The sequence below is a fragment of the Pseudomonas sp. S2_A10 genome, assembly GCF_054668465.1.
On the sequence record NZ_CP162773.1, the window covers coordinates 3,285,885 to 3,302,968 of the forward strand.

Annotated in this window: 17 protein-coding genes; 6 read left to right on the forward strand and 11 right to left on the reverse strand. The window is 61.0% G+C overall.

Annotated features, from left to right (window positions below; all coding sequences use genetic code 11):
- Positions 1–5 precede the first annotated feature (5 nt).
- From AB4N41_RS14760 to AB4N41_RS14785, 6 genes are all read right to left on the reverse strand, one after another.
- Positions 6–716, reverse strand: coding sequence for an ABC transporter permease (locus AB4N41_RS14760; protein WP_039762607.1), 711 nt, complete (start codon positions 714–716; stop codon positions 6–8).
- Positions 713–1,441 (reverse strand): ABC transporter permease, encoded by a 729-nt coding sequence (locus AB4N41_RS14765; protein ID WP_016771383.1) that lies wholly within the window; start codon positions 1,439–1,441, stop codon positions 713–715. The genes AB4N41_RS14760 and AB4N41_RS14765 overlap by 4 nt, the downstream gene beginning before the upstream one ends.
- Positions 1,442–1,497: 56 nt before the next feature.
- A complete protein-coding gene (locus AB4N41_RS14770; RefSeq protein ID WP_041478063.1) occupies positions 1,498–2,280 on the reverse strand; it encodes a transporter substrate-binding domain-containing protein in 783 nt (260 codons plus the stop codon).
- A 370-nt stretch (positions 2,281–2,650) separates the two neighbouring features.
- The gene (locus AB4N41_RS14775) at positions 2,651–4,339 is read right to left on the reverse strand and encodes an ATP-dependent DNA ligase (protein ID WP_252877599.1); all 1,689 of its coding nucleotides are present in this window, start codon (positions 4,337–4,339) and stop codon (positions 2,651–2,653) included.
- On the reverse strand, positions 4,336–5,370 hold the full coding sequence (locus AB4N41_RS14780) for a ligase-associated DNA damage response exonuclease (protein WP_252877600.1): 1,035 nt from the start codon (positions 5,368–5,370) through the stop codon (positions 4,336–4,338). The genes AB4N41_RS14775 and AB4N41_RS14780 overlap by 4 nt, the downstream gene beginning before the upstream one ends.
- Before the next feature lie 746 nt (positions 5,371–6,116).
- A complete protein-coding gene (locus AB4N41_RS14785; RefSeq protein ID WP_460137842.1) occupies positions 6,117–8,567 on the reverse strand; it encodes a penicillin acylase family protein in 2,451 nt (816 codons plus the stop codon).
- Between the two features lie 201 nt (positions 8,568–8,768).
- Here AB4N41_RS14785 and AB4N41_RS14790 point away from each other — a divergent pair, with 201 nt between their 5' ends.
- Positions 8,769–9,326, forward strand: a complete 558-nt coding sequence (locus AB4N41_RS14790; RefSeq protein ID WP_252877602.1) for a cysteine hydrolase family protein — start codon at positions 8,769–8,771, stop codon at positions 9,324–9,326.
- Positions 9,327–9,472: 146 nt separating this feature from the next.
- Here AB4N41_RS14790 and AB4N41_RS14795 read toward each other — a convergent pair whose 3' ends face one another.
- From AB4N41_RS14795 to AB4N41_RS14810, 4 genes are all read right to left on the reverse strand, one after another.
- A complete protein-coding gene (locus AB4N41_RS14795; protein WP_122662111.1) occupies positions 9,473–9,688 on the reverse strand; it encodes an SEC-C metal-binding domain-containing protein in 216 nt (71 codons plus the stop codon).
- A gap of 5 nt (positions 9,689–9,693) precedes the next feature.
- Complete coding sequence (locus AB4N41_RS14800; protein ID WP_095180539.1) at positions 9,694–10,179, reverse strand: LEA/WHy family protein; 486 nt, start codon at positions 10,177–10,179, stop codon at positions 9,694–9,696.
- Between the two features lie 103 nt (positions 10,180–10,282).
- Complete coding sequence (locus AB4N41_RS14805) at positions 10,283–10,759, reverse strand: YchJ family protein (RefSeq protein ID WP_095180540.1); 477 nt, start codon at positions 10,757–10,759, stop codon at positions 10,283–10,285.
- 4 nt (positions 10,760–10,763) lie between these two features.
- Entirely contained in the window at positions 10,764–11,261 is a 498-nt protein-coding gene (locus AB4N41_RS14810) for a DUF6231 family protein (RefSeq protein ID WP_071174595.1), read from the reverse strand.
- Positions 11,262–11,460: 199 nt separating this feature from the next.
- Between AB4N41_RS14810 and AB4N41_RS14815 the strand changes: the two genes are divergently transcribed.
- The 4 genes from AB4N41_RS14815 (at position 11,461) to AB4N41_RS14830 (ending at position 14,162) form a co-directional block, all read left to right on the forward strand.
- Positions 11,461–12,156, forward strand: a complete 696-nt coding sequence (locus AB4N41_RS14815; RefSeq protein WP_024011908.1) for an OmpA family protein — start codon at positions 11,461–11,463, stop codon at positions 12,154–12,156.
- A gap of 90 nt (positions 12,157–12,246) precedes the next feature.
- Complete coding sequence (locus AB4N41_RS14820; RefSeq protein WP_150636395.1) at positions 12,247–12,969, forward strand: OmpA family protein; 723 nt, start codon at positions 12,247–12,249, stop codon at positions 12,967–12,969.
- A 160-nt stretch (positions 12,970–13,129) separates the two neighbouring features.
- Positions 13,130–13,411 (forward strand): DUF1145 domain-containing protein, encoded by a 282-nt coding sequence (locus AB4N41_RS14825; RefSeq protein ID WP_016771375.1) that lies wholly within the window; start codon positions 13,130–13,132, stop codon positions 13,409–13,411.
- Positions 13,404–14,162, forward strand: coding sequence for a collagen-like triple helix repeat-containing protein (locus tag AB4N41_RS14830; protein ID WP_073475903.1), 759 nt, complete (start codon positions 13,404–13,406; stop codon positions 14,160–14,162). The genes AB4N41_RS14825 and AB4N41_RS14830 overlap by 8 nt, the downstream gene beginning before the upstream one ends.
- A 126-nt stretch (positions 14,163–14,288) precedes the next feature.
- On the opposite strand, the gene AB4N41_RS14835 is transcribed toward AB4N41_RS14830, so the two are convergent.
- Positions 14,289–14,753, reverse strand: coding sequence for a CopD family protein (locus AB4N41_RS14835; RefSeq protein WP_016771373.1), 465 nt, complete (start codon positions 14,751–14,753; stop codon positions 14,289–14,291).
- A 97-nt stretch (positions 14,754–14,850) separates the two neighbouring features.
- Here AB4N41_RS14835 and dinG point away from each other — a divergent pair, with 97 nt between their 5' ends.
- Positions 14,851–16,995 (forward strand): ATP-dependent DNA helicase DinG, encoded by a 2,145-nt coding sequence (gene dinG / locus AB4N41_RS14840; protein WP_150636400.1) that lies wholly within the window; start codon positions 14,851–14,853, stop codon positions 16,993–16,995.
- The last annotated feature ends 89 nt before the right edge of the window (positions 16,996–17,084 follow it).

Sequence of the window (17,084 nt, forward strand, 5' to 3'; positions counted from 1 at the left end):
CGGTGCTAGTGAGTCGGCCCGAGGAAGGCCAGCCAGCGGCGTTCGGCGAGGCGGAACAGACCGACCAGCGCAAAAGTAATGGTCAGGTAGATCAGCGCGGCGATGCCGAATGACTGGAAGGTCAGGAAGGTCGCCGAGTTGGCATCCCGCGCGACTTTCAGGATATCGGGAATGGTCGCGGTGAACGCCACGGTGGTCGAGTGCAGCATCAGGATCACTTCGTTGCTGTAGTAAGGCAACGAACGGCGCAGTGCCGACGGCATGATCACGTAGGCGTACAACTTCCAGCCGGTCAGGCCATAAGCCTTGGCCGCTTCGACTTCGCCGTGGTTCATGCTGCGAATCGCCCCGGCGAAAATCTCCGTGGTGTACGCGCAGGTGTTGAGGGCAAAGGCGAGGATCGTGCAGTTCATCGCATCGCGAAAAAAACTGTCGAGGATCGGCTGTTCGCGCACGGCGGCGAGGCTGTAGATGCCGGTGTAGCAGATCAGCAACTGGATATACAGCGGGGTGCCACGGAACAGGTAGGTGTAGAACTGCACCGGCCAGCGAATGTAGAAGTGCGGCGAAACCCGCGCGATCGACAGCGGAATCGAGACGATGAAGCCGATGCAGATCGAGGCGGTCAGCAGCCACATCGTCATCGCCAGCCCGGTGATGTTCTGGCCGTCGGTATAAAGGAAGGCTTTCCAGTATTCCTGCAGGAGTTCGATCATCGTACGGCCTCCCGGGCACCGGCGGCGTAGCGGCGTTCGAGCCAGCGCAGGATGAAGTTCGAAGCACTGGTGATCAGCAAATAGATCAAGGCGGCAAGGACCAGAAAGTAGAACAGTTGATAGGTGCTTTTACCGGCGTCCTGGGCAGCCTTGACCAGATCGGCGAGGCCAATGATCGACACCAGCGCGGTGGCCTTGAGCATGACCATCCAGTTGTTGCCGATGCCCGGCAAAGCGAAGCGCATCATTTGCGGAAACACCACGAAGCGAAAACGCTGGCCACGTTTGAGGCCATACGCGGTGGCGGCTTCGACCTGACCACGCGGCACCGCGAGGATGGCGCCACGGAAGGTCTCGGTGAAATACGCGCCATAAATGAAGCCCAGCGTCAGCACGCCGGCGCTGAACGGGTCGATTTCAATATATTCCCATTCCATATAGTCGGTCAGCGACGTCAGCCAGGTTTGCAGGCTGTAGAAGATCAACAGCATCAGCACGAGATCCGGCACGCCGCGAATCAGCGTGGTGTAGAGCTGCGCGGGCAGGCGCACCAGTTTGACTTTCGACAGTTTGGCACTGGCGCCGAGCAGGCCGAGCAACACGGCCACCAGCAGCGACATCGCCGATAATTTGATGGTCATCCAGGTGCCTTGCAGCAGCAACGGGCCGAAGCCCTGCAGACTGAACGAGGCCAGCCCCAGATTTTGCAGGAGGGTTTCAAACATAAATCAGCAACCTGAGCGGATGGAAAAGGCGCCCATCGAGGATGGGCGCCGGGGCATTATTTGCCGCTGTACAGATTCAGGTCACCAAAGTGTTTCTTTTGAATCTCGGCGTATTTGCCGTCGTCGTGTAACGCTTTGATACCTTTATCCAAAAGTGCTTTCAGCTCAGTGTTACCTTTCTTGATACCGACAGCGGTTTTGGCTGGCAGCAATTCGCTGTCGACCGGCTGGCTGATTTCATAATCAGCGCCTTTTGGCGACTTCAGAAAGCCCAGTTCGGCTTGCAGCATGTCCTGGATACCGGCGTCGAGACGACCGGAGGTCAGGTCGGAATACACCTGATCCTGGTTCTGATAGGCCTGGGTTTTCACGCCAGCCTTGTCCAGCACGGCTTTGGCGTAGGCTTCCTGAATGGTGCCTTGCTCGTAACCGACGGTTTTGCCCTTGAGTGAAGTGACGTCGGCGGTGATGCCGGAGCCTTTCTTGAACACGTAAGCGGTCGGGCCGGAAAACAGTTCGCTGGAGAAGTCGATGACCTTCTCGCGAGCCGGGGTCACGGTCATCGACGAGATCACACCGTCGAACTTGTTGGCCTTGAGGCCCGGAATCATGCCGTCGAAATCGCTTTCGACCCATTTGCACTTGACCTTCAGTTCGGCGCAGATCGCGTTGCCCAGATCGATATCGAACCCGACCAGGCTGCCATCGGCCGCTTTCGACTCGAACGGTGCGTACGAAGGGTCAACGCCAAAGCGCAGCTCTTTGTATTCCTTGGCCAGCGCGGAGCCGGCGGCCATGCACAACGCCAGTGCAGAAAGGGTCAGCAATGCTTTTTTCATTATTCAATCCCTAAGAACCAATATGAGCGCTTGTGGCGCAGAATTATTGTTACTGCAACGCTTACGACCTATAGAAAGTAGCAATTTCCGAACCAGAGTGCCGAACAGGTGTTTTAAAAGGTTGAGCGCAGAGAGGCAAGGGTAGTTGAATGCACGGAAACGGGCATTGCTGTTTGCATGCACTGTTTCGGTTCAAACGCGTAGCTCAGAGCAGGGAAAAACTGTGGCAAGGGATTTGTCCCCGATCGGCTGCGCAGCAGTCGCAAAAACCTGAGTGCACGATTTCAGGTGGGAATTGCTGGGGGCCGCTGCGCAGCCCAGCGGGGATAAATCCCCTCGCCACAGGGTTCTGCGATGTGTCGAGAATGAATCAGGCCAATAAGTCTTGCAGGGTAGCGAGGCTGTCCGCTTCTTCGACGGTCTTGTCCTTGCGCCAGCGCAGCATGCGCGGGAAACGCACGGCGATGCCGCTCTTGTGCCGGCGCGACAGGGCGATGCCTTCGAAGCCCAGTTCGAACACCAGGCTCGGTTTCACGCTGCTGACCGGGCCGAATTTCTCCACGGTGGTCTTGCGCACGATGCTGTCGACCTGACGCATCTCTTCATCGGTCAGCCCCGAATACGCCTTGGCGAACGGCACCAGCGAGCGTTGACTGGATTCCGGCGGGCCGTCCCACACCGCGAAGGTGTAATCGCTGTACAGACTGGCGCGACGACCGTGTCCGCGCTGGGCATAAATCAGTACCGCGTCGACGCTGAACGGGTCGACCTTCCACTTCCACCACACGCCCATGTCCTTGGTCCGGCCGACGCCATAAAGCGATTCGCGCGCCTTGAGCATCATGCCTTCGACGCCGAGTTTGCGTGACGCTTCGCGCTGGCGGCCGAGGTCGAGCCAGTCTTCGCCGGTCAATACGGGGGAGGGCAGCAGTACCGGGCTGTTGCAGCGCGCGATGACTTCCTCGAGTTGCGCCCGTCGCTTGACCTGCGGCTGGTTGCGCCAGTCTTCGCCCTGCCATTCCAGCAGGTCGTAGGCCAGCACCACCACTGGCACTTCTTCGAGAATCTTCTTGTCGAGCGTCTTGCGACCGATGCGTTGCTGCAGCAGGGCGAACGGTTGCACGGCCGGCGGCTCATCGGATTGCGGATCGAAGGCATCTTCAGTAGTCGGATGGGTGCTCTTCCACACGACGATTTCGCCGTCGATCACCGTGCCGTCAGGCAAGCCATGCACCAGCACATCGAATTCAGGGAAGCGCTCGGTCACCAATTCCTCGCCGCGCGACCACACCCACAGCTTGCCGTCGCGCTTGACCACTTGCGCGCGGATACCGTCCCACTTCCATTCCACCTGCCAGTCGCTGGCGGGGCCGAGCAGGGCTTCGAATTCCTCGACCGGTTGCGCCAAGGCGTGGGCAAGAAAGAACGGGTAGGGCTGGCCGCCGCGCTGGGCATGTTCGTCTGCGGATTCCGGGGCGATGAGTTTCAGGTAACTCGCGGCGTTGGGCCGGTTCGACAGGTCCGTGTAACCAACCAGGCGCTGGGCCACGCGTTTGCTGTCCAGTCCCGCCATCGAGGCGAGGGCGCGGGTGACCAGCAGCTTCGACACGCCAACGCGGAAGCTGCCGGTGATCAACTTGATGCACAGCATCAGGCTCGGCCGGTCCAGTTGCGCCCACAACATCGGCAGTTGGCGCGCCAGATATTCCGGGGTTTCACCGCGCAGTGGCAGCAGCTTGTCTTCGATCCATTCGGCTAGACCGGCCTCGGAGCTGTGGGAATTTTCCGGCAGCACCAGAGAAATGGTCTCGGCCAGATCGCCGACGGCCTGATAGCTTTCTTCGAACAGCCACGGCTCCAACCCTGAAACTTCTACCGCCAGCTCACGGAGGATGCGCACCGGGACCAGTTGACGAGGCCGACCACCGGAGAGGAAATACACCGCCCATGCGGCATCTTCCGGCGCGGCCTGCGCGAAGTACACCTGCATCGCCGCCAGCTTGGCGTTGCTCGACGTGGTGGCGTCGAGTTCGGCATATAACTCGGCGAACGCTTTCATGGGGACGTCTCGGCAACGGTGGGTTCGGTGGCGATGTTGTCGTCTTCGTCATCGCCGTATTCAGTGGTGAAGCCTTGTGCATCAAGACCCTGTTCGCGCAGATGACGTACGAGCACGCCGATCGAGCCATGAGTGACCATCACCCGCTCCGCGCCGGTCTGGTTGATCGCCCAGAGCAGGCCGGGCCAGTCGGCGTGATCGGAGAGGACGAAACCGCGATCGACGCCGCGCCGCCGCCGGGTCCCGCGCAAGCGCATCCAGCCGCTGGCGAAGGCATCGCTGAAGTCGCCAAAACGGCGCATCCACGTGCTGCCGCCCGCCGACGGCGGAGCAATGACCAAAGCCTGGCGCATGATCGGATCGCTTTTTTTCACGTCGCCCGCATAGATCGTCGGCGGCAGGTACACACCGGCATCGCGGTACACACGGTTCAACGGTTCAACCGCGCCGTGGCTGAGGATCGGCCCGAGGGTTTCGTCGATGCCGTGGAGGATGCGTTGGGCCTTGCCGAAGGAATAGCAGAACAGCACGCTGGCCTTGCCGGCGGCGATATTGGCCGCCCACCACTGATTGATCTCGGCGAAGATCTGCGCCTGCGGCTGCCAGCGGTAGATAGGCAGGCCGAAGGTCGATTCGGTGATGAAGGTGTGGCAGCGCACCGGTTCGAATGGGGCGCACGTGCCATCCGGCTCGACCTTGTAATCCCCCGACGCGACCCAGACTTCGCCGCCGTATTCCAGGCGCACCTGCGCCGAACCGAGGACATGCCCGGCGGGGTGAAAGCTCAGGATCACGCCGTGGTGGGTCAAGCGCTGGCCGTAGTCGAGTGTTTGCAACTGGATGTCCTGACCCAGACGCGCGCGCAGAATCCCGGCGCTGGCGCTGCTCGACAGGTAGTGCTGATTACCGGTGCGCGCGTGATCGCCATGGGCATGGGTGATCACCGAACGCTCGACCGGCCGCCACGGATCGATATAGAAATCTCCGGCGGGGCAGTAGAGACCTTCAGGTCGGGCAATAACAAGATCCATGTCGTGACCGGAATGGGGGGCTTGTTAGCTATGAGGCGGGCGTGAGGCTGGAAGTTCGATCGGCTTTGAAGCGCTACCCTCACCCCAGCCCTCTCCCAGAGGGAGAGGGGGCCGACCGAGGTGTCTGGTGAGGTACATCGACCTGGGGGACCGAGTTGAATATGGATCCGGCACAGCCTTGAGCCTGATCCAACGTTGGATTCACCTCGCTTTGTAGAGGGGCCGACCGAGGTGTCTGGTGAGGTACATCGACCTGGGGGACCGAGTTGAATATGGATCCGGCACAGCCTTGAGCCTGATCCAACGTTGGATTCACCTCGCTTTGTAGAGGGGCCGACCGAGGTGTCTGGTGAGGTACATCGACCTGGGGGACCGAGTTGAATATGGATCCGGCACAGCCTTGAGCCTGATCCAACGTTGGATTCACCTCGCTTTGTAGAGGGGCCGACCGAGGTGTCTGGTGAGGTACATCGACCTGGGGGACCGAGTTGAATATGGATCCGGCACAGCCTTGAGCCTGATCCAACGTTGGATTCACCTCGCTTTGTAGAGGGGCCGACCGAGGTGTCTGGTGAGGTACATCGACCTGGGGGGCCGAGTTGAATATGGATCGGGCACAGCCTTGAGCCTGATCCGATGTTGGATTCACCATCTCTCTTTCAGGTCGGCGCAAGACCCAAGCATCCCCCAATCAGTCCCCTCTCCCTCCGGGAGAGGGCTAGGGTGAGGGGCTGTTGATCTTTGCTCTATTTCCCGGGGGTGAGGGTCAAGCGGGTCTTGCCATACACCCGATCAAAGTTCTGCGGCTGCATCGGCAAGCCGATGTACTGACCTTTCAGCCATGCATCGATCCCGTTCAGGTAGTTCGGACTCAGTGGATTGCCCGACTGCCCCGTACCGTTCTGCGCCATCAGTGGCTCGCTCTGGCCGAAGTCGACGATAAAACGCATCGACGGCGCGCGCGTGGTGACGAAGTCCTGGCCCCAGGCAAACGCCGAGCTGTTCAGCGTGGTGTGATCGCCACCGGCTGCCAGCGGCCCGCGCACGGTCTGGCCGTTGCTGTTCTTCCACGCATAGCTGTGCAGTTTGCCCCACTGCCAGGCGCGATGATCGCCGCCCAACTGGCTGTCGCCCGCTGTAATCGCTGCAGCGAGACTGCGGGCGAGAATCACCGCTTTGTCTTCCTTCTGCGGCGTGCGCAGGTCATCCCAGAACGGACTGTCCTCACGCCCCAAGAGATGATCGGCCTGCGCCGCGTAGGACAGATCGCCATTGGCGACAAAGGCCTTCCACGCCTGGCTCGACTCAGGACCCAGTTCATCGAGGAAGATCTGCTTCATGCTTTCCTGCAGAAACAGTTCATAAATCGCTGCATCAGCTGAGGTCGGGCTGAGCTTACCGTCGAACGCCATCAAGCGCGTGAAGGCTTCACGGGCTTTGCTGCGCTCAGCGTCCGGCAGGGCGTCGATCGCCTGTTTCAGCGGTTGCTTCATCCCCGGTGCTTCGAAGACTTTTTTCAGCTTGGCGGCGAACGTGGTGGTCTGGTCGTACTGCATGGCGATCACGCTGCGGCTGTCGTGCTTGCCGCTGCCGGCCATTTCCGCCAGGCGCTCGCCGCGCTCCGGTGCCGCCCAGGATTTCGACAACTGCATGCCGTAGCCGTCGGGAATTACACGCTGGTTGGCGGTGCCGAGCCAGCCTTGTGCCGGGTCCTGATCGTAGGGGTGCAGCATCGGGTCGGCGTAACCGTCCCAGTCGTAGCGACCGTCCCAACCCGGCGAGGGCAGCAGGCCTTCACCTTCGCGACGGTTGGGGAAGCGCCCGGTGACTTGCCAGCCGATATTGCTTGCATCGGCAAAGACCAGATTCAGGGTAATGGCGCGGATTTCGCGGCTGGCGTCCGAGGCGCGCTCGACGTTCTGCGCGCGGGTCAGATCGAAGAAGGCATCCAGGGTTTTGTCGTCGGTGAAGCTTGGCGTCTGCAAGGCGAGGCCGAAACCGTTGCCTTGCGCCGCTGCCTGGGCACTGTTGAGCAGCGCGCCGTGGCGGGTTTCGTACACGGCTTCGCGAATCGGCCGCTGGCCTTTGACGAAATAGGTTTCGTTGCGCACGCCCAACGGCTGCCATTTGCCGTTGACTTCATAAGTGAGGCTGCTGCCCTGACGGCGGATTTTCTCGAGGAACAGGTCCTGATTGTCGCCGAGCACGCTGGTCATGCTCCACGCCACTTTGCCGTTGAAGCCGCCGAGCACCATCGGCAGACCGGCAACCGTGACGCCGGCGGCCTGATATTTCGGCGCGCGGATCTGCACGAAACTCCACAGAGACGGTGCGGCCAGCGGCCCGTGCGCATCGCTGGCCAGCAGGCTCTTGCCGCTGCGGCTGCGTTGCGGGGCGATCGCCCAATTGTTCGCAGTCGGTGTGGCGAGCAGGTTCAGCGACGACAGTTGCTGGCTGGCGTTGCTCAATTCCGTCAGCCCCGGAATCTGCCCGTTGAGCTTGAGGCCTTGCAGTTTGTCGGCTTCAGCCACTGGCAGGTTTTCATCAGGCGCCGACGGGCTCAGCCAGGCGAGTTTGTCAGTGGTCACGGTTTGCGCGAGCACCAGTGACTGGATTTCCTCCGGCAGGTTGGCCGACTGGCTGAAATTCAGCAGGGCGAAAATCAGCGCCGAATCTTCCGGTTTCCAGTATTCGGGCTTGTAACCGCTGGCGGCGAGGTCGCCCGGCAACTTGTCGGCGTAGCGGAACAGGTAGGCGTTGACGCCCCGTGCATAGACTTCGAAGAAGCGCTTGAGCCGTGGCGACGAGGCCTTGTACAGCTCGCCGGCGCTCTTCTTCAGATTGACCGCGCGCATGTAGCGGTCGGCATCGAGCATCGACGCGCCGGACATTTCCGCCAGCCGGCCCTGGGCCAACAGGCGCAGGGTGACCATCTGGTTGATGCGGTCGCTGGCGTGGACGTAGCCGAGGCTGAACAGCGCGTCATGGAAGCTGTTGCTCTCGATCAACGGCATGCCCATCGCATTGCGCCGCACCGACACGTTCTGCGCCAGGCCCTTGAGCGGTTGTACGCCGGAGGTCGGCGGCAGGCTGTCCTGGGCGTTCCAGGTCTGGCAACCGGACAGGCCGAGAACACCGGCCACTGCTGCGGCAACGCCGAACCGGGGAAGAAAATGTGTAAGGGCTGGCGAGGCCATGGCGAAGCTCCTGCGGGGGTATAAGGCTGGGGGCGCAATAAAGCCGCTACGTTAGTGAGGGCGCGAGGGCCGCGCAAGCGGGGCGAGCGGTTATTTGTGCTGTTGTCGGCTGATCGGTCAAAGCTGTGACAGTTGCTTGTGGGAAAGCGCTGATGTTGAACTGCGGAATGAGTCCCGAGACCTGTCAGGAGAAAGATCGCTATGGAGCTTCAAAGCAACGCTGCGCTGATCATCATCGACCAGCAGAAAGGCATTCTGCATCCGCGTCTGGGGCGGCGGAATAATCCTCAGGCCGAAGAGCGAATGCTTGAGTTATTGGCGCTGTGGCGCCTGCGCGGGCGCCCGGTGATTCACGTGCAGCATTTGTCGCGCTCACCTGATTCGGTGTTCTGGCCGGAGCAGGACGGAGTGGAGTTTCAAGAGCGTTTTGTCCCTCAGGGCGGGGAATGGCTGATCCAGAAACAGGTGCCGGACGCGTTTTGTGCCAGTGGGTTGGAGGCGCAGTTGCGTGAGGCTGGAATCGGGCAACTGATCATCGTTGGTGTGGCGACCAATAACTCTGTTGAGTCGACGGCGCGCACTGCGGGCAATCTGGGTTTCGACACATGGGTGGCAGAGGATGCATGTTTTACCTTCGACAAGGCCGATTATTTCGGCACACCGCGTACCGCTGAAGAGGTGCACGGGATGTCGCTGGGCAATCTGCATGGGGAGTATGCGACGGTGGTCGGCTCTTCACAGATTCTGGCGGCGGGCTGAAATTTTGTAGCGTATGTGCCGCCGCCTTCGCGAGCAGGCTCGCTCCCACATTCGAGCGCATTTCGTCAGAAGGAATGCAATTCACTGTGGGAGCGAGCCTGCTCGCGAAGCGGTGTGTCAGGCGAAGAAGATCTTCGCCCGTGACATCAAGCGCCGTGGCACTTCTTGAATTTCTTGCCGTTGCCGCATGGGCAAGGGTCGTTGCGGCCGACGTCTTTCAGGGCGTTGCGCACCGGTTCCTGGTGGGCGTGGCCGCAGTTCGGGCCGTGGACATGGCCATGGTCGTGATCATGATGGTGGTCATGATCGTGGTCATGATCGTGGTTGCAGTCAGGGCCATGGACATGGGGTTGCTGGGTCATCGAGGTCACTCCGGAGTTAGATCGGCGGGGATTATCACGCCATTGCGCTCAAGGTGCACGTAGTGGGCGATGAATAAACCGGTTTCCATTTCCCCCTGCAATCGATAGGGAATCTGCTGGTTCGGATTTTTCAGCAGTTTCACCACCTGTTTGACCTTCGGCCACAGGTTGGTGCGGATCGGCACTTTGAAGTAAGCGCTGCGCTTGGGTCCCACGGTAAACCAGTGCTCATGCTCGCCCTCGGTGAGCAGCATGTCCGCCAGGTGAATCCGGTATTCGAGGCCGCGCACGGTCAGATCGCTGTCGTTGGGATTGTCGACGCGAAAGTGCAGGATGAATTTTTGCTCGAGCAGTTTGGCCCGCACCACCTCGACTTTCACCAGATGCACGGCGGGCTCGACGCTTTCGTCGCTGAACCACGAGGCACAGCCGCCGAGGTTTACGATCAGCATCAACAGCAGAAAATGTAGTGTGCGCCGACGACCGAGCATGAAATTGACTCCCTTTGTGCCCAGTCTAGACCTTAAAAGATTTCAGCCTTCGGCTAATCCCGTGTAGGAGCTGCCGAAGGCTGCGATCTTTTGATCTTGGCTTTCAAGCGCCGAAATAACCCGAACAACACTTCTTGAACTTCTGCCCGCTGCCGCAAGGGCAGCCGTCATTGCGCCCCAGCTTCAGCTGCACCGTGGGATCGATGAAGTACCAGCGCCCGGCGTTTTGTACAAAGGATGAGCGCTCGCGATGGCTGTGCTCGCCCTGGCTGTCATGCCAGCGTGCGGTGAAGGTCACAAAAGCGTGTTCCGGCTGGCCGCCGAACACTTCCGAGCTTTCCACCTCAAGACCAAGCCAGGTGCTTTGCGCACTCCAGTCGCTGATCGATTGTCGGTTCAGCCCCGCCTGCTGCGCGGGCAGGGTGGTCGCCACCAGATAGTCGATCAGCCCCAGCACATAAGCGCTGTACCGCGAACGCATCAAGGCTTCGGCACACGGCGCCGGGTGGCCGTCATGATAAGGGCCGCAGCAGGCATCCAGCAGATTGCCGCTGCCGCAAGGGCAAATGGCTGTACTCATTGCATTACCACCAGTATTTCCCGAAGTTTTCCGGATTGGCCCAGAAGCGTGAATTGAGCCAGTCGGGGACTTGTTTGTAGTCAAGCAGATCGTAGGTGAACAGGGTCAGCACCTGCGCGTCGCGCTGAAAACGCTCGCTGGCCTGCAGGGCCAGCGAATAGAAATCGGTTTCCTGCCAGCCACTGGCGGCCAGATCCGCCAGCACCGCGATGCGACTGGCGTTGAGATTGCGGATGCCGCCCAACAGGTTCAGGCCATCGCGTTTGGGCAAATGTTCCAGGCAATCGACTACCAGCGCCAGATCGAAGCGTTGCGCAGCCAATTCGGCGGGCAACGCGCCGGGCGCGGCATGAGCGACCACGGTGTCTGGATGCGCGTCCTTGAAAGCGCTCAAGGCGGGAAATTCGCTGGCGCCGATCAGCAGCAGTCGGGCCGGCGCGTAGCGATCCAGCAAAGCGGCCAACGCCTGTTGCGGCGTGCGCGAAGAAATGGCGGCGTTCATCGAAGCTCCTCAGTCAGACCGCCAAGACTAGCCTGCCAGACCGCGTCGGCAAAGCGCCCGGTGGCGGCGGTTTTCGCCCAAAGAGGCAAACCCCTGTGAACACGGTCGCAAACAGCGGTGGCCTATTGCTGGCGGAGATTAAAACTCCGGTCTTTACTCCCTGAATCGGTTTTAAGCCGATCCCTCAGGAGAAAACTAGATGAGCATAGTTCGGACAGCATTACCCTTGGTTCTGCTAACCAGTGTGTTGACTGGTTGCGCAGGTTTGCAGAAAACCGACTGGCCGACCTGTGCGGCGGTCGGTGGTGTGGTCGGCGCCGGTCTCGGTGCGACGGAAAGCGCATCGTGGGCTGGCTACGGTGCGCTGCTGGTCGGCGGTACGGCAGCGGCCTATTGCTGGGTTCATGGTGATGGCGATGAAGACGGCGATGGCGTGCCGGACAGTCGCGACAAGTGCCCGGGTACGCCTAAAGGCGTGCAGGTCGATGCTGACGGTTGCCCGCCACCAACGCCTGCGCCAGTGGTCGAAGAAGCGGTTGTGGTCAAGGAAGAAACCATCGTCATTCGTGATGTGCATTTCGAGTTCGACAAAGCCACGCTGACCGGCCCTGACAAGCAAGTGCTGGACAAGGTCGCCGATCGCCTGAAACAGGAATCCTCTACCGCGCAACTGACCGTGACCGGTCACACCGACAGTGTCGGCAGCGATGCCTACAACAAGAAACTGTCGGATCGTCGTGCGCACTCGGTGGTGGAATACCTGATCCAGCAGGGTGTACCGCGTGCCAGCTTCGTTTCGGTGTCGGGCCTTGGTGAAAGCCAGCCTGTGGCTGACAACAAGTCGGCTGATGGTCGTGCACAGAACCGTCGCACCGAAATCAAAATCGTCCGCTAGCCCCTCTCGCATCCGCGGCTTGTGCAGTCGCGGATGCGGGTCTTTACTCCTGTGTAACCGGTATGGGCCGGTACACAGGAGCGTTCACAAATGCGTCTTTTCTCAAGGTCCGTCTTGCCGGTGCTGCTGCTTGGCAGCTTGCTCACCGGTTGTGCCACTCACAGCGATGGCACCGCCCCCCTCAATCAACGTACGTGGCCGATCTGCAGCCTGCTTGGCGGTCTGGTCGGCGGCGGTCTTGGCGCCATTGAAAGCGCCGGCTGGGCCGGCGGCGGCGCGGCATTGGGTATCGTCACCGGCGGGCTGATCTGTTACGCCCAGGATGGCGACGAAGACAGCGACGGCGTCTTCGACCGCCGCGACCGCTGCCCGGACACTCCGGAAAACACCGAAGTCGATCACCGTGGCTGCCCGCTGCCGCAATATCCGGTGGCAGTCAAACCGGTCGAACCGGCGCCGCAATCTGAAGTGATCACCTTGAGCGATGCCGGCAACGTGCTGTTCGATTTCGACAAGTCCGATCTGACCCCGGCGGCCAAAGCCCAGCTCGACACCTTGATGGACAAGCTGCGCAATGCCGATGTGGTCAGCATCAAGGTCATCGGGCACACCGACAGTAAAGGCTCCGACGCCTATAACCAGGCTTTGTCCGAGCGGCGCGCGAGCAGTGTCGCGGCGTATCTGTTGAGTCAGGGACTGGCGCCGAACAAGCTCACCAGCGAGGGCCGAGGCGAGAGTGAGCCGGTCGCCGATAACGCCAGCGATGAAGGCCGCGCGGAAAATAGACGGGTCGAGCTGCACATCAATCGTTAGCAACCGTCTGTAGTACGCAGGCTAGAGCTGCCGGGTCGAGATCGTCGCCCCGGCAGCCATTTCATCCGCGTTTGCACAAATTTCATTTTTCCCTCTGGCTTATCCCCCGCAGAAGCCGGTACTGTGCGTGCAAAGAATAATTCGCAACACGGGGGAGCGTATGAAGGTGTTCTGGGGGCTGGGGCGTTTGCTGACCCTGCTGTTCTGCTGCGTGGTACTGGCCAATCAACTGGTGCCGTTTGTTCATCCGCTGCATCTGCTGGTCAATCTGGCCGGCGCTCTGTTGTTGCTGATTCATCTACTCGAAGTGCTGCTGTGCAATCGCAGCCTCAAGGGTCGTCCGCACCCTTGGCGTGATCGTGGCCGCATCCTGTTGTTCGGCGTTTTCCACCTGCAAACCATCCCGGCCCCGGCCGCTCCGGAGGCTTCTTCCCATGCGTAAACTCTGCCTGCTCGCTGCATTCATCAGTCCACTGGCCTGCGCCCAGGTGGTCAACGTGCAAAGCAATTCTTTGATGCGCTTGCCCAACACCACCAGCACGCTGCAACTGGAGAAACTGGAAGTCGCCGATTACGGCACCTTGCTGATCCCGTCCAACGTGACTGAATTGAACATTGATGAACTGCGTCTGGGCCACGAAGCACGTATTGCTATCGTTCCGGCTGAACAGGCGCTGGAAGTGAAGGTCAAGCGCGCTGAATTGAGCGAGGGCAGCCAGATCACCGCGCGCGGCGCCCCCGGCACTTATGAAAAAGCGGCCCGGGCCGGGCGCAATCTGAACCTGCAATTTCAGGCCCTGAGCGCGCCTCAACTGACGGTCGATGCCCGTGGCGGCAGGGGCGCGCCGGGTTTCGTCGGCCTCGACGGCGGCAACGGTGAAGATCCGGGCTGCACCTATGGATCAGCCGGCCACGGCGCCGATGGCAGTGACGGCAGCGATGGCCAGCCAGGCGCGCCGGGTGCGCTGGTGCGACTCGCCGTACCACGGGATTTCCCGGCCGAGCTGATCAAGGTCAACGTGGCTGGCGGTGCCGGCGGCCCGGCGGGTGTTGGCGGCAAGGCGGGCAAGGGTGGCAAGTCCAAGGGCTGCCTGGTCTATCGCGCTGATGGCGGCAAGAACGGTAAGGCCGGTGCGGATGGCCAGCCGGGGCCGGTGGGAGCGGCGGGTTCGGTTACCGTGCAACGGCTCTAAAACTGCGACCCACTCTCTGATCAATAAAGTGCTTTGGTGAGTGAAGATCTTTGGTGAGTGAAATTATGTGGCGAGGGGATAAATCCCCTCGCCACAACTGTGTTCACAGCAGAACAAGAGTGCGATTCAGAGCATCGGTCTCGCCGCAGCTACCGCCACCAGCACCAACCCGACCAGCAGATTAAGCCCCACCACCCGGCGAATCCGCCCCAGCACCGCCGCACCCGCCGGCCAATCCTTCGCCTCAACCGCCTTGCGCAATTCTGGCAGCATCAACCCCTGAATGCGGATGAACAGTGCCGTCATCACCACATACAAACCGATCATCACCTGCACGTACTTCGGCGCGGTTTCAAATCCGACCTGCTGCAGATGCAACATGCCCACGCCGCTGATCGGCAACAGGATCACCGCGACCCAAACCCAACGGAAAAAACCTTGAAACACTTCCACCCACAGGGTCAGGCGAGCGGGGCCGTCCAGAGCCTTCACAGCCGCAGGGCGCAAGACCATCCAGGCGAAAAACATACCGCCGACCCACACCAGAGCGGCGAGGACATGCAGGGGGTAAACGAGGCTAAAAGGTGTCATTGGGTCACTCCGTTCTGCGCGGGATCGATTAGCGGGGTATGATAGCCGCCGAATCAAACCACTGAAAATTTATCCAGCGTTTTGCGCCCGACACTCAATGATCAGCACTGAACTCAAAACCACGATCCAGGGCGCCTATTCGCGTTTTCTAGAGGCCAAGAGCCTCAAGCCGCGTTACGGCCAGCGCCTGATGATCGCTGAAATCGCCAAAGTCCTCGGAGATATCGACACCGACGACGAGGGCCGGCGCAGTGGCGACCCCGCGATTGTCGCGGTGGAAGCCGGCACCGGTACCGGCAAGACCGTGGCCTACAGCCTGGCGGCGATCCCTACGGCGAAACTGGCCGGCAAGCGTCTGGTCATTGCCACCGCGACCGTCGCCCTGCAAGAGCAGATTGTCTACAAGGATTTGCCCGACCTGATGCGCAACAGCGGGCTGAATTTCAGTTTTGCCCTGGCCAAGGGCCGTGGCCGCTACATGTGCCTGTCCAAGCTCGACATGCTGTTGCAGGAAGGCCACGCACAAACCGCCACCGCGCAGTTGTTCGAAGAAGAAGGCTTCAAGATCGAAGTCGACGAGGCCAGTCAGAAGCTGTTCACCAGCATGATCGAAAAGCTCGCCGGCAATAAATGGGACGGCGACCGCGACAGCTGGCCGAACGCGCTGGAAGACGCCGACTGGGCGCGCCTGACCACCGATCACAGCCAGTGCACCAACCGTCATTGCCCGAACTTCGGCCAGTGCGCTTTCTACAAGGCTCGCGAAGGCATGGGCAAGGTTGACGTGATCGTCACCAACCACGACATGGTCCTGGCTGACCTGGCACTGGGCGGCGGCGCCGTGTTGCCGGATCCGCGCGACACCATTTACGTGTTCGACGAAGGTCACCATTTGCCGGACAAGGCCATCGGCCACTTCGCTCACTACACGCGCCTGCGTTCCACCGCCGACTGGCTGGAAACCACCGCCAAGAACCTGACCAAGCTGCTGGCCCAGCATCCGTTGCCGGGCGATCTCGGCAAGCTGATCGAGCAGGTGCCCGAGCTGGCGCGGGAGATCAAGACGCAGCAGCAGTTCATGTTCACCGCCTGCGAGCAGATCGCCGATTTCAAACCGGGCGAAGACGTCGAAGGCCGCGAGCGCCCGCGTCATCGCTTTGTCGGCGGGGTGATTCCCGAGGACATGCGCGAGATGGGCATCGAGCTGAAAAAAGGCTATTCGCGCCTAAACGACCTGTTTCAACGCCTGACCGACCTGCTCAAGGAAGGCATGGACGGCGAGGTCAACATCGGTATCGCCAGCAATCAGGCCGAAGAATGGTATCCGCTGTTCGGCAGCCTGCTGTCCCGCGCTTCCGGCAACTGGGAATTGTGGACCGCGTTCACCGCCGAAGACCCGGAAGACAGCCCGCCCATGGCACGCTGGCTGACCCTGGCCGAAAGCGGCTCGCTGTTCGACATCGAGGTCAACGCCAGCCCGATTCTGGCGGCGGAAACCTTGCGTCGCAGTTTGTGGAACGTCGCTTACGGCTGCTTGGTGACGTCGGCGACGCTGACGGCGCTGGGCACCTTCGACCGTTTCCGCATGCGCGCCGGTCTGCCGAAAAAAGCCGTCACCGCCGTAGTGCCGAGCCCGTTCCATCATGCCGATGCCGGCGTGTTGCGTGTGCCGGACCTGAAGGCCGACCCGCGCGATGCCGCTGCTCACACGGCGGCGATCATTCGCGAACTGCCGGATCTGGTCGACGGTTCCCGTGGCACGCTGGTGCTGTTCTCCTCGCGCAAGCAAATGCAGGACGTATTCGACGGTCTCGACCGCGACTGGCGCAAGCAAGTGTTCATTCAGGGCAACCTGTCGAAACAGGAGACCCTCAACAAGCACAAGGCGCGGGTCGACGGCGGTGATTCCAGCGTGCTGTTCGGGCTGGCCAGTTTTGCCGAAGGTGTCGATTTGCCGGGGGCCTACTGCGAGCACGTGGTGATCGCCAAGATTCCGTTCTCGGTGCCCGATGATCCGGTTGAGGCCGCGTTGTCGGAGTGGATCGAGGCGCGCGGTGGCAATCCGTTCATGGAAATCTCCGTGCCCGATGCCTCGCTGAAACTGGTTCAGGCCTGCGGCCGTCTGCTGCGCACCGAAGAAGACCGCGGCACCATCACCTTGCTCGACCGGCGTCTGGTCACCCAGCGCTACGGCAAGGCGATCCTCAATGCGTTGCCTCCTTTCCGTCGTGAAATATCCTGAGACACGGGTGGGCCGATTGGCCCGCCGCGTTGTCTATCTCTCTGCCACCGCTTTTCCACTGGCCTTGACTGGTCGTTAGGGAGAACTCC

Bases quoted from the DNA above. Each gene is read 5' to 3' on its own strand.
- AB4N41_RS14760 (WP_039762607.1), bottom strand. From the start codon at position 716: ATGATCGAACTCCTGCAGGAATACTGGAAAGCCTTCCTTTATACCGAC.
- AB4N41_RS14765 (WP_016771383.1), bottom strand. From the start codon at position 1,441: ATGTTTGAAACCCTCCTGCAAAATCTGGGGCTGGCCTCGTTCAGTCTG.
- AB4N41_RS14770 (WP_041478063.1), bottom strand. From the start codon at position 2,280: ATGAAAAAAGCATTGCTGACCCTTTCTGCACTGGCGTTGTGCATGGCC.
- AB4N41_RS14775 (WP_252877599.1), bottom strand. From the start codon at position 4,339: ATGAAAGCGTTCGCCGAGTTATATGCCGAACTCGACGCCACCACGTCG.
- AB4N41_RS14780 (WP_252877600.1), bottom strand. From the start codon at position 5,370: ATGGATCTTGTTATTGCCCGACCTGAAGGTCTCTACTGCCCCGCCGGA.
- AB4N41_RS14785 (WP_460137842.1), bottom strand. From the start codon at position 8,567: ATGGCCTCGCCAGCCCTTACACATTTTCTTCCCCGGTTCGGCGTTGCC.
- AB4N41_RS14790 (WP_252877602.1), top strand. From the start codon at position 8,769: ATGGAGCTTCAAAGCAACGCTGCGCTGATCATCATCGACCAGCAGAAA.
- AB4N41_RS14795 (WP_122662111.1), bottom strand. From the start codon at position 9,688: ATGACCCAGCAACCCCATGTCCATGGCCCTGACTGCAACCACGATCAT.
- AB4N41_RS14800 (WP_095180539.1), bottom strand. From the start codon at position 10,179: ATGCTCGGTCGTCGGCGCACACTACATTTTCTGCTGTTGATGCTGATC.
- AB4N41_RS14805 (WP_095180540.1), bottom strand. From the start codon at position 10,759: ATGAGTACAGCCATTTGCCCTTGCGGCAGCGGCAATCTGCTGGATGCC.
- AB4N41_RS14810 (WP_071174595.1), bottom strand. From the start codon at position 11,261: ATGAACGCCGCCATTTCTTCGCGCACGCCGCAACAGGCGTTGGCCGCT.
- AB4N41_RS14815 (WP_024011908.1), top strand. From the start codon at position 11,461: ATGAGCATAGTTCGGACAGCATTACCCTTGGTTCTGCTAACCAGTGTG.
- AB4N41_RS14820 (WP_150636395.1), top strand. From the start codon at position 12,247: ATGCGTCTTTTCTCAAGGTCCGTCTTGCCGGTGCTGCTGCTTGGCAGC.
- AB4N41_RS14825 (WP_016771375.1), top strand. From the start codon at position 13,130: ATGAAGGTGTTCTGGGGGCTGGGGCGTTTGCTGACCCTGCTGTTCTGC.
- AB4N41_RS14830 (WP_073475903.1), top strand. From the start codon at position 13,404: ATGCGTAAACTCTGCCTGCTCGCTGCATTCATCAGTCCACTGGCCTGC.
- AB4N41_RS14835 (WP_016771373.1), bottom strand. From the start codon at position 14,753: ATGACACCTTTTAGCCTCGTTTACCCCCTGCATGTCCTCGCCGCTCTG.
- dinG (WP_150636400.1), top strand. From the start codon at position 14,851: ATGATCAGCACTGAACTCAAAACCACGATCCAGGGCGCCTATTCGCGT.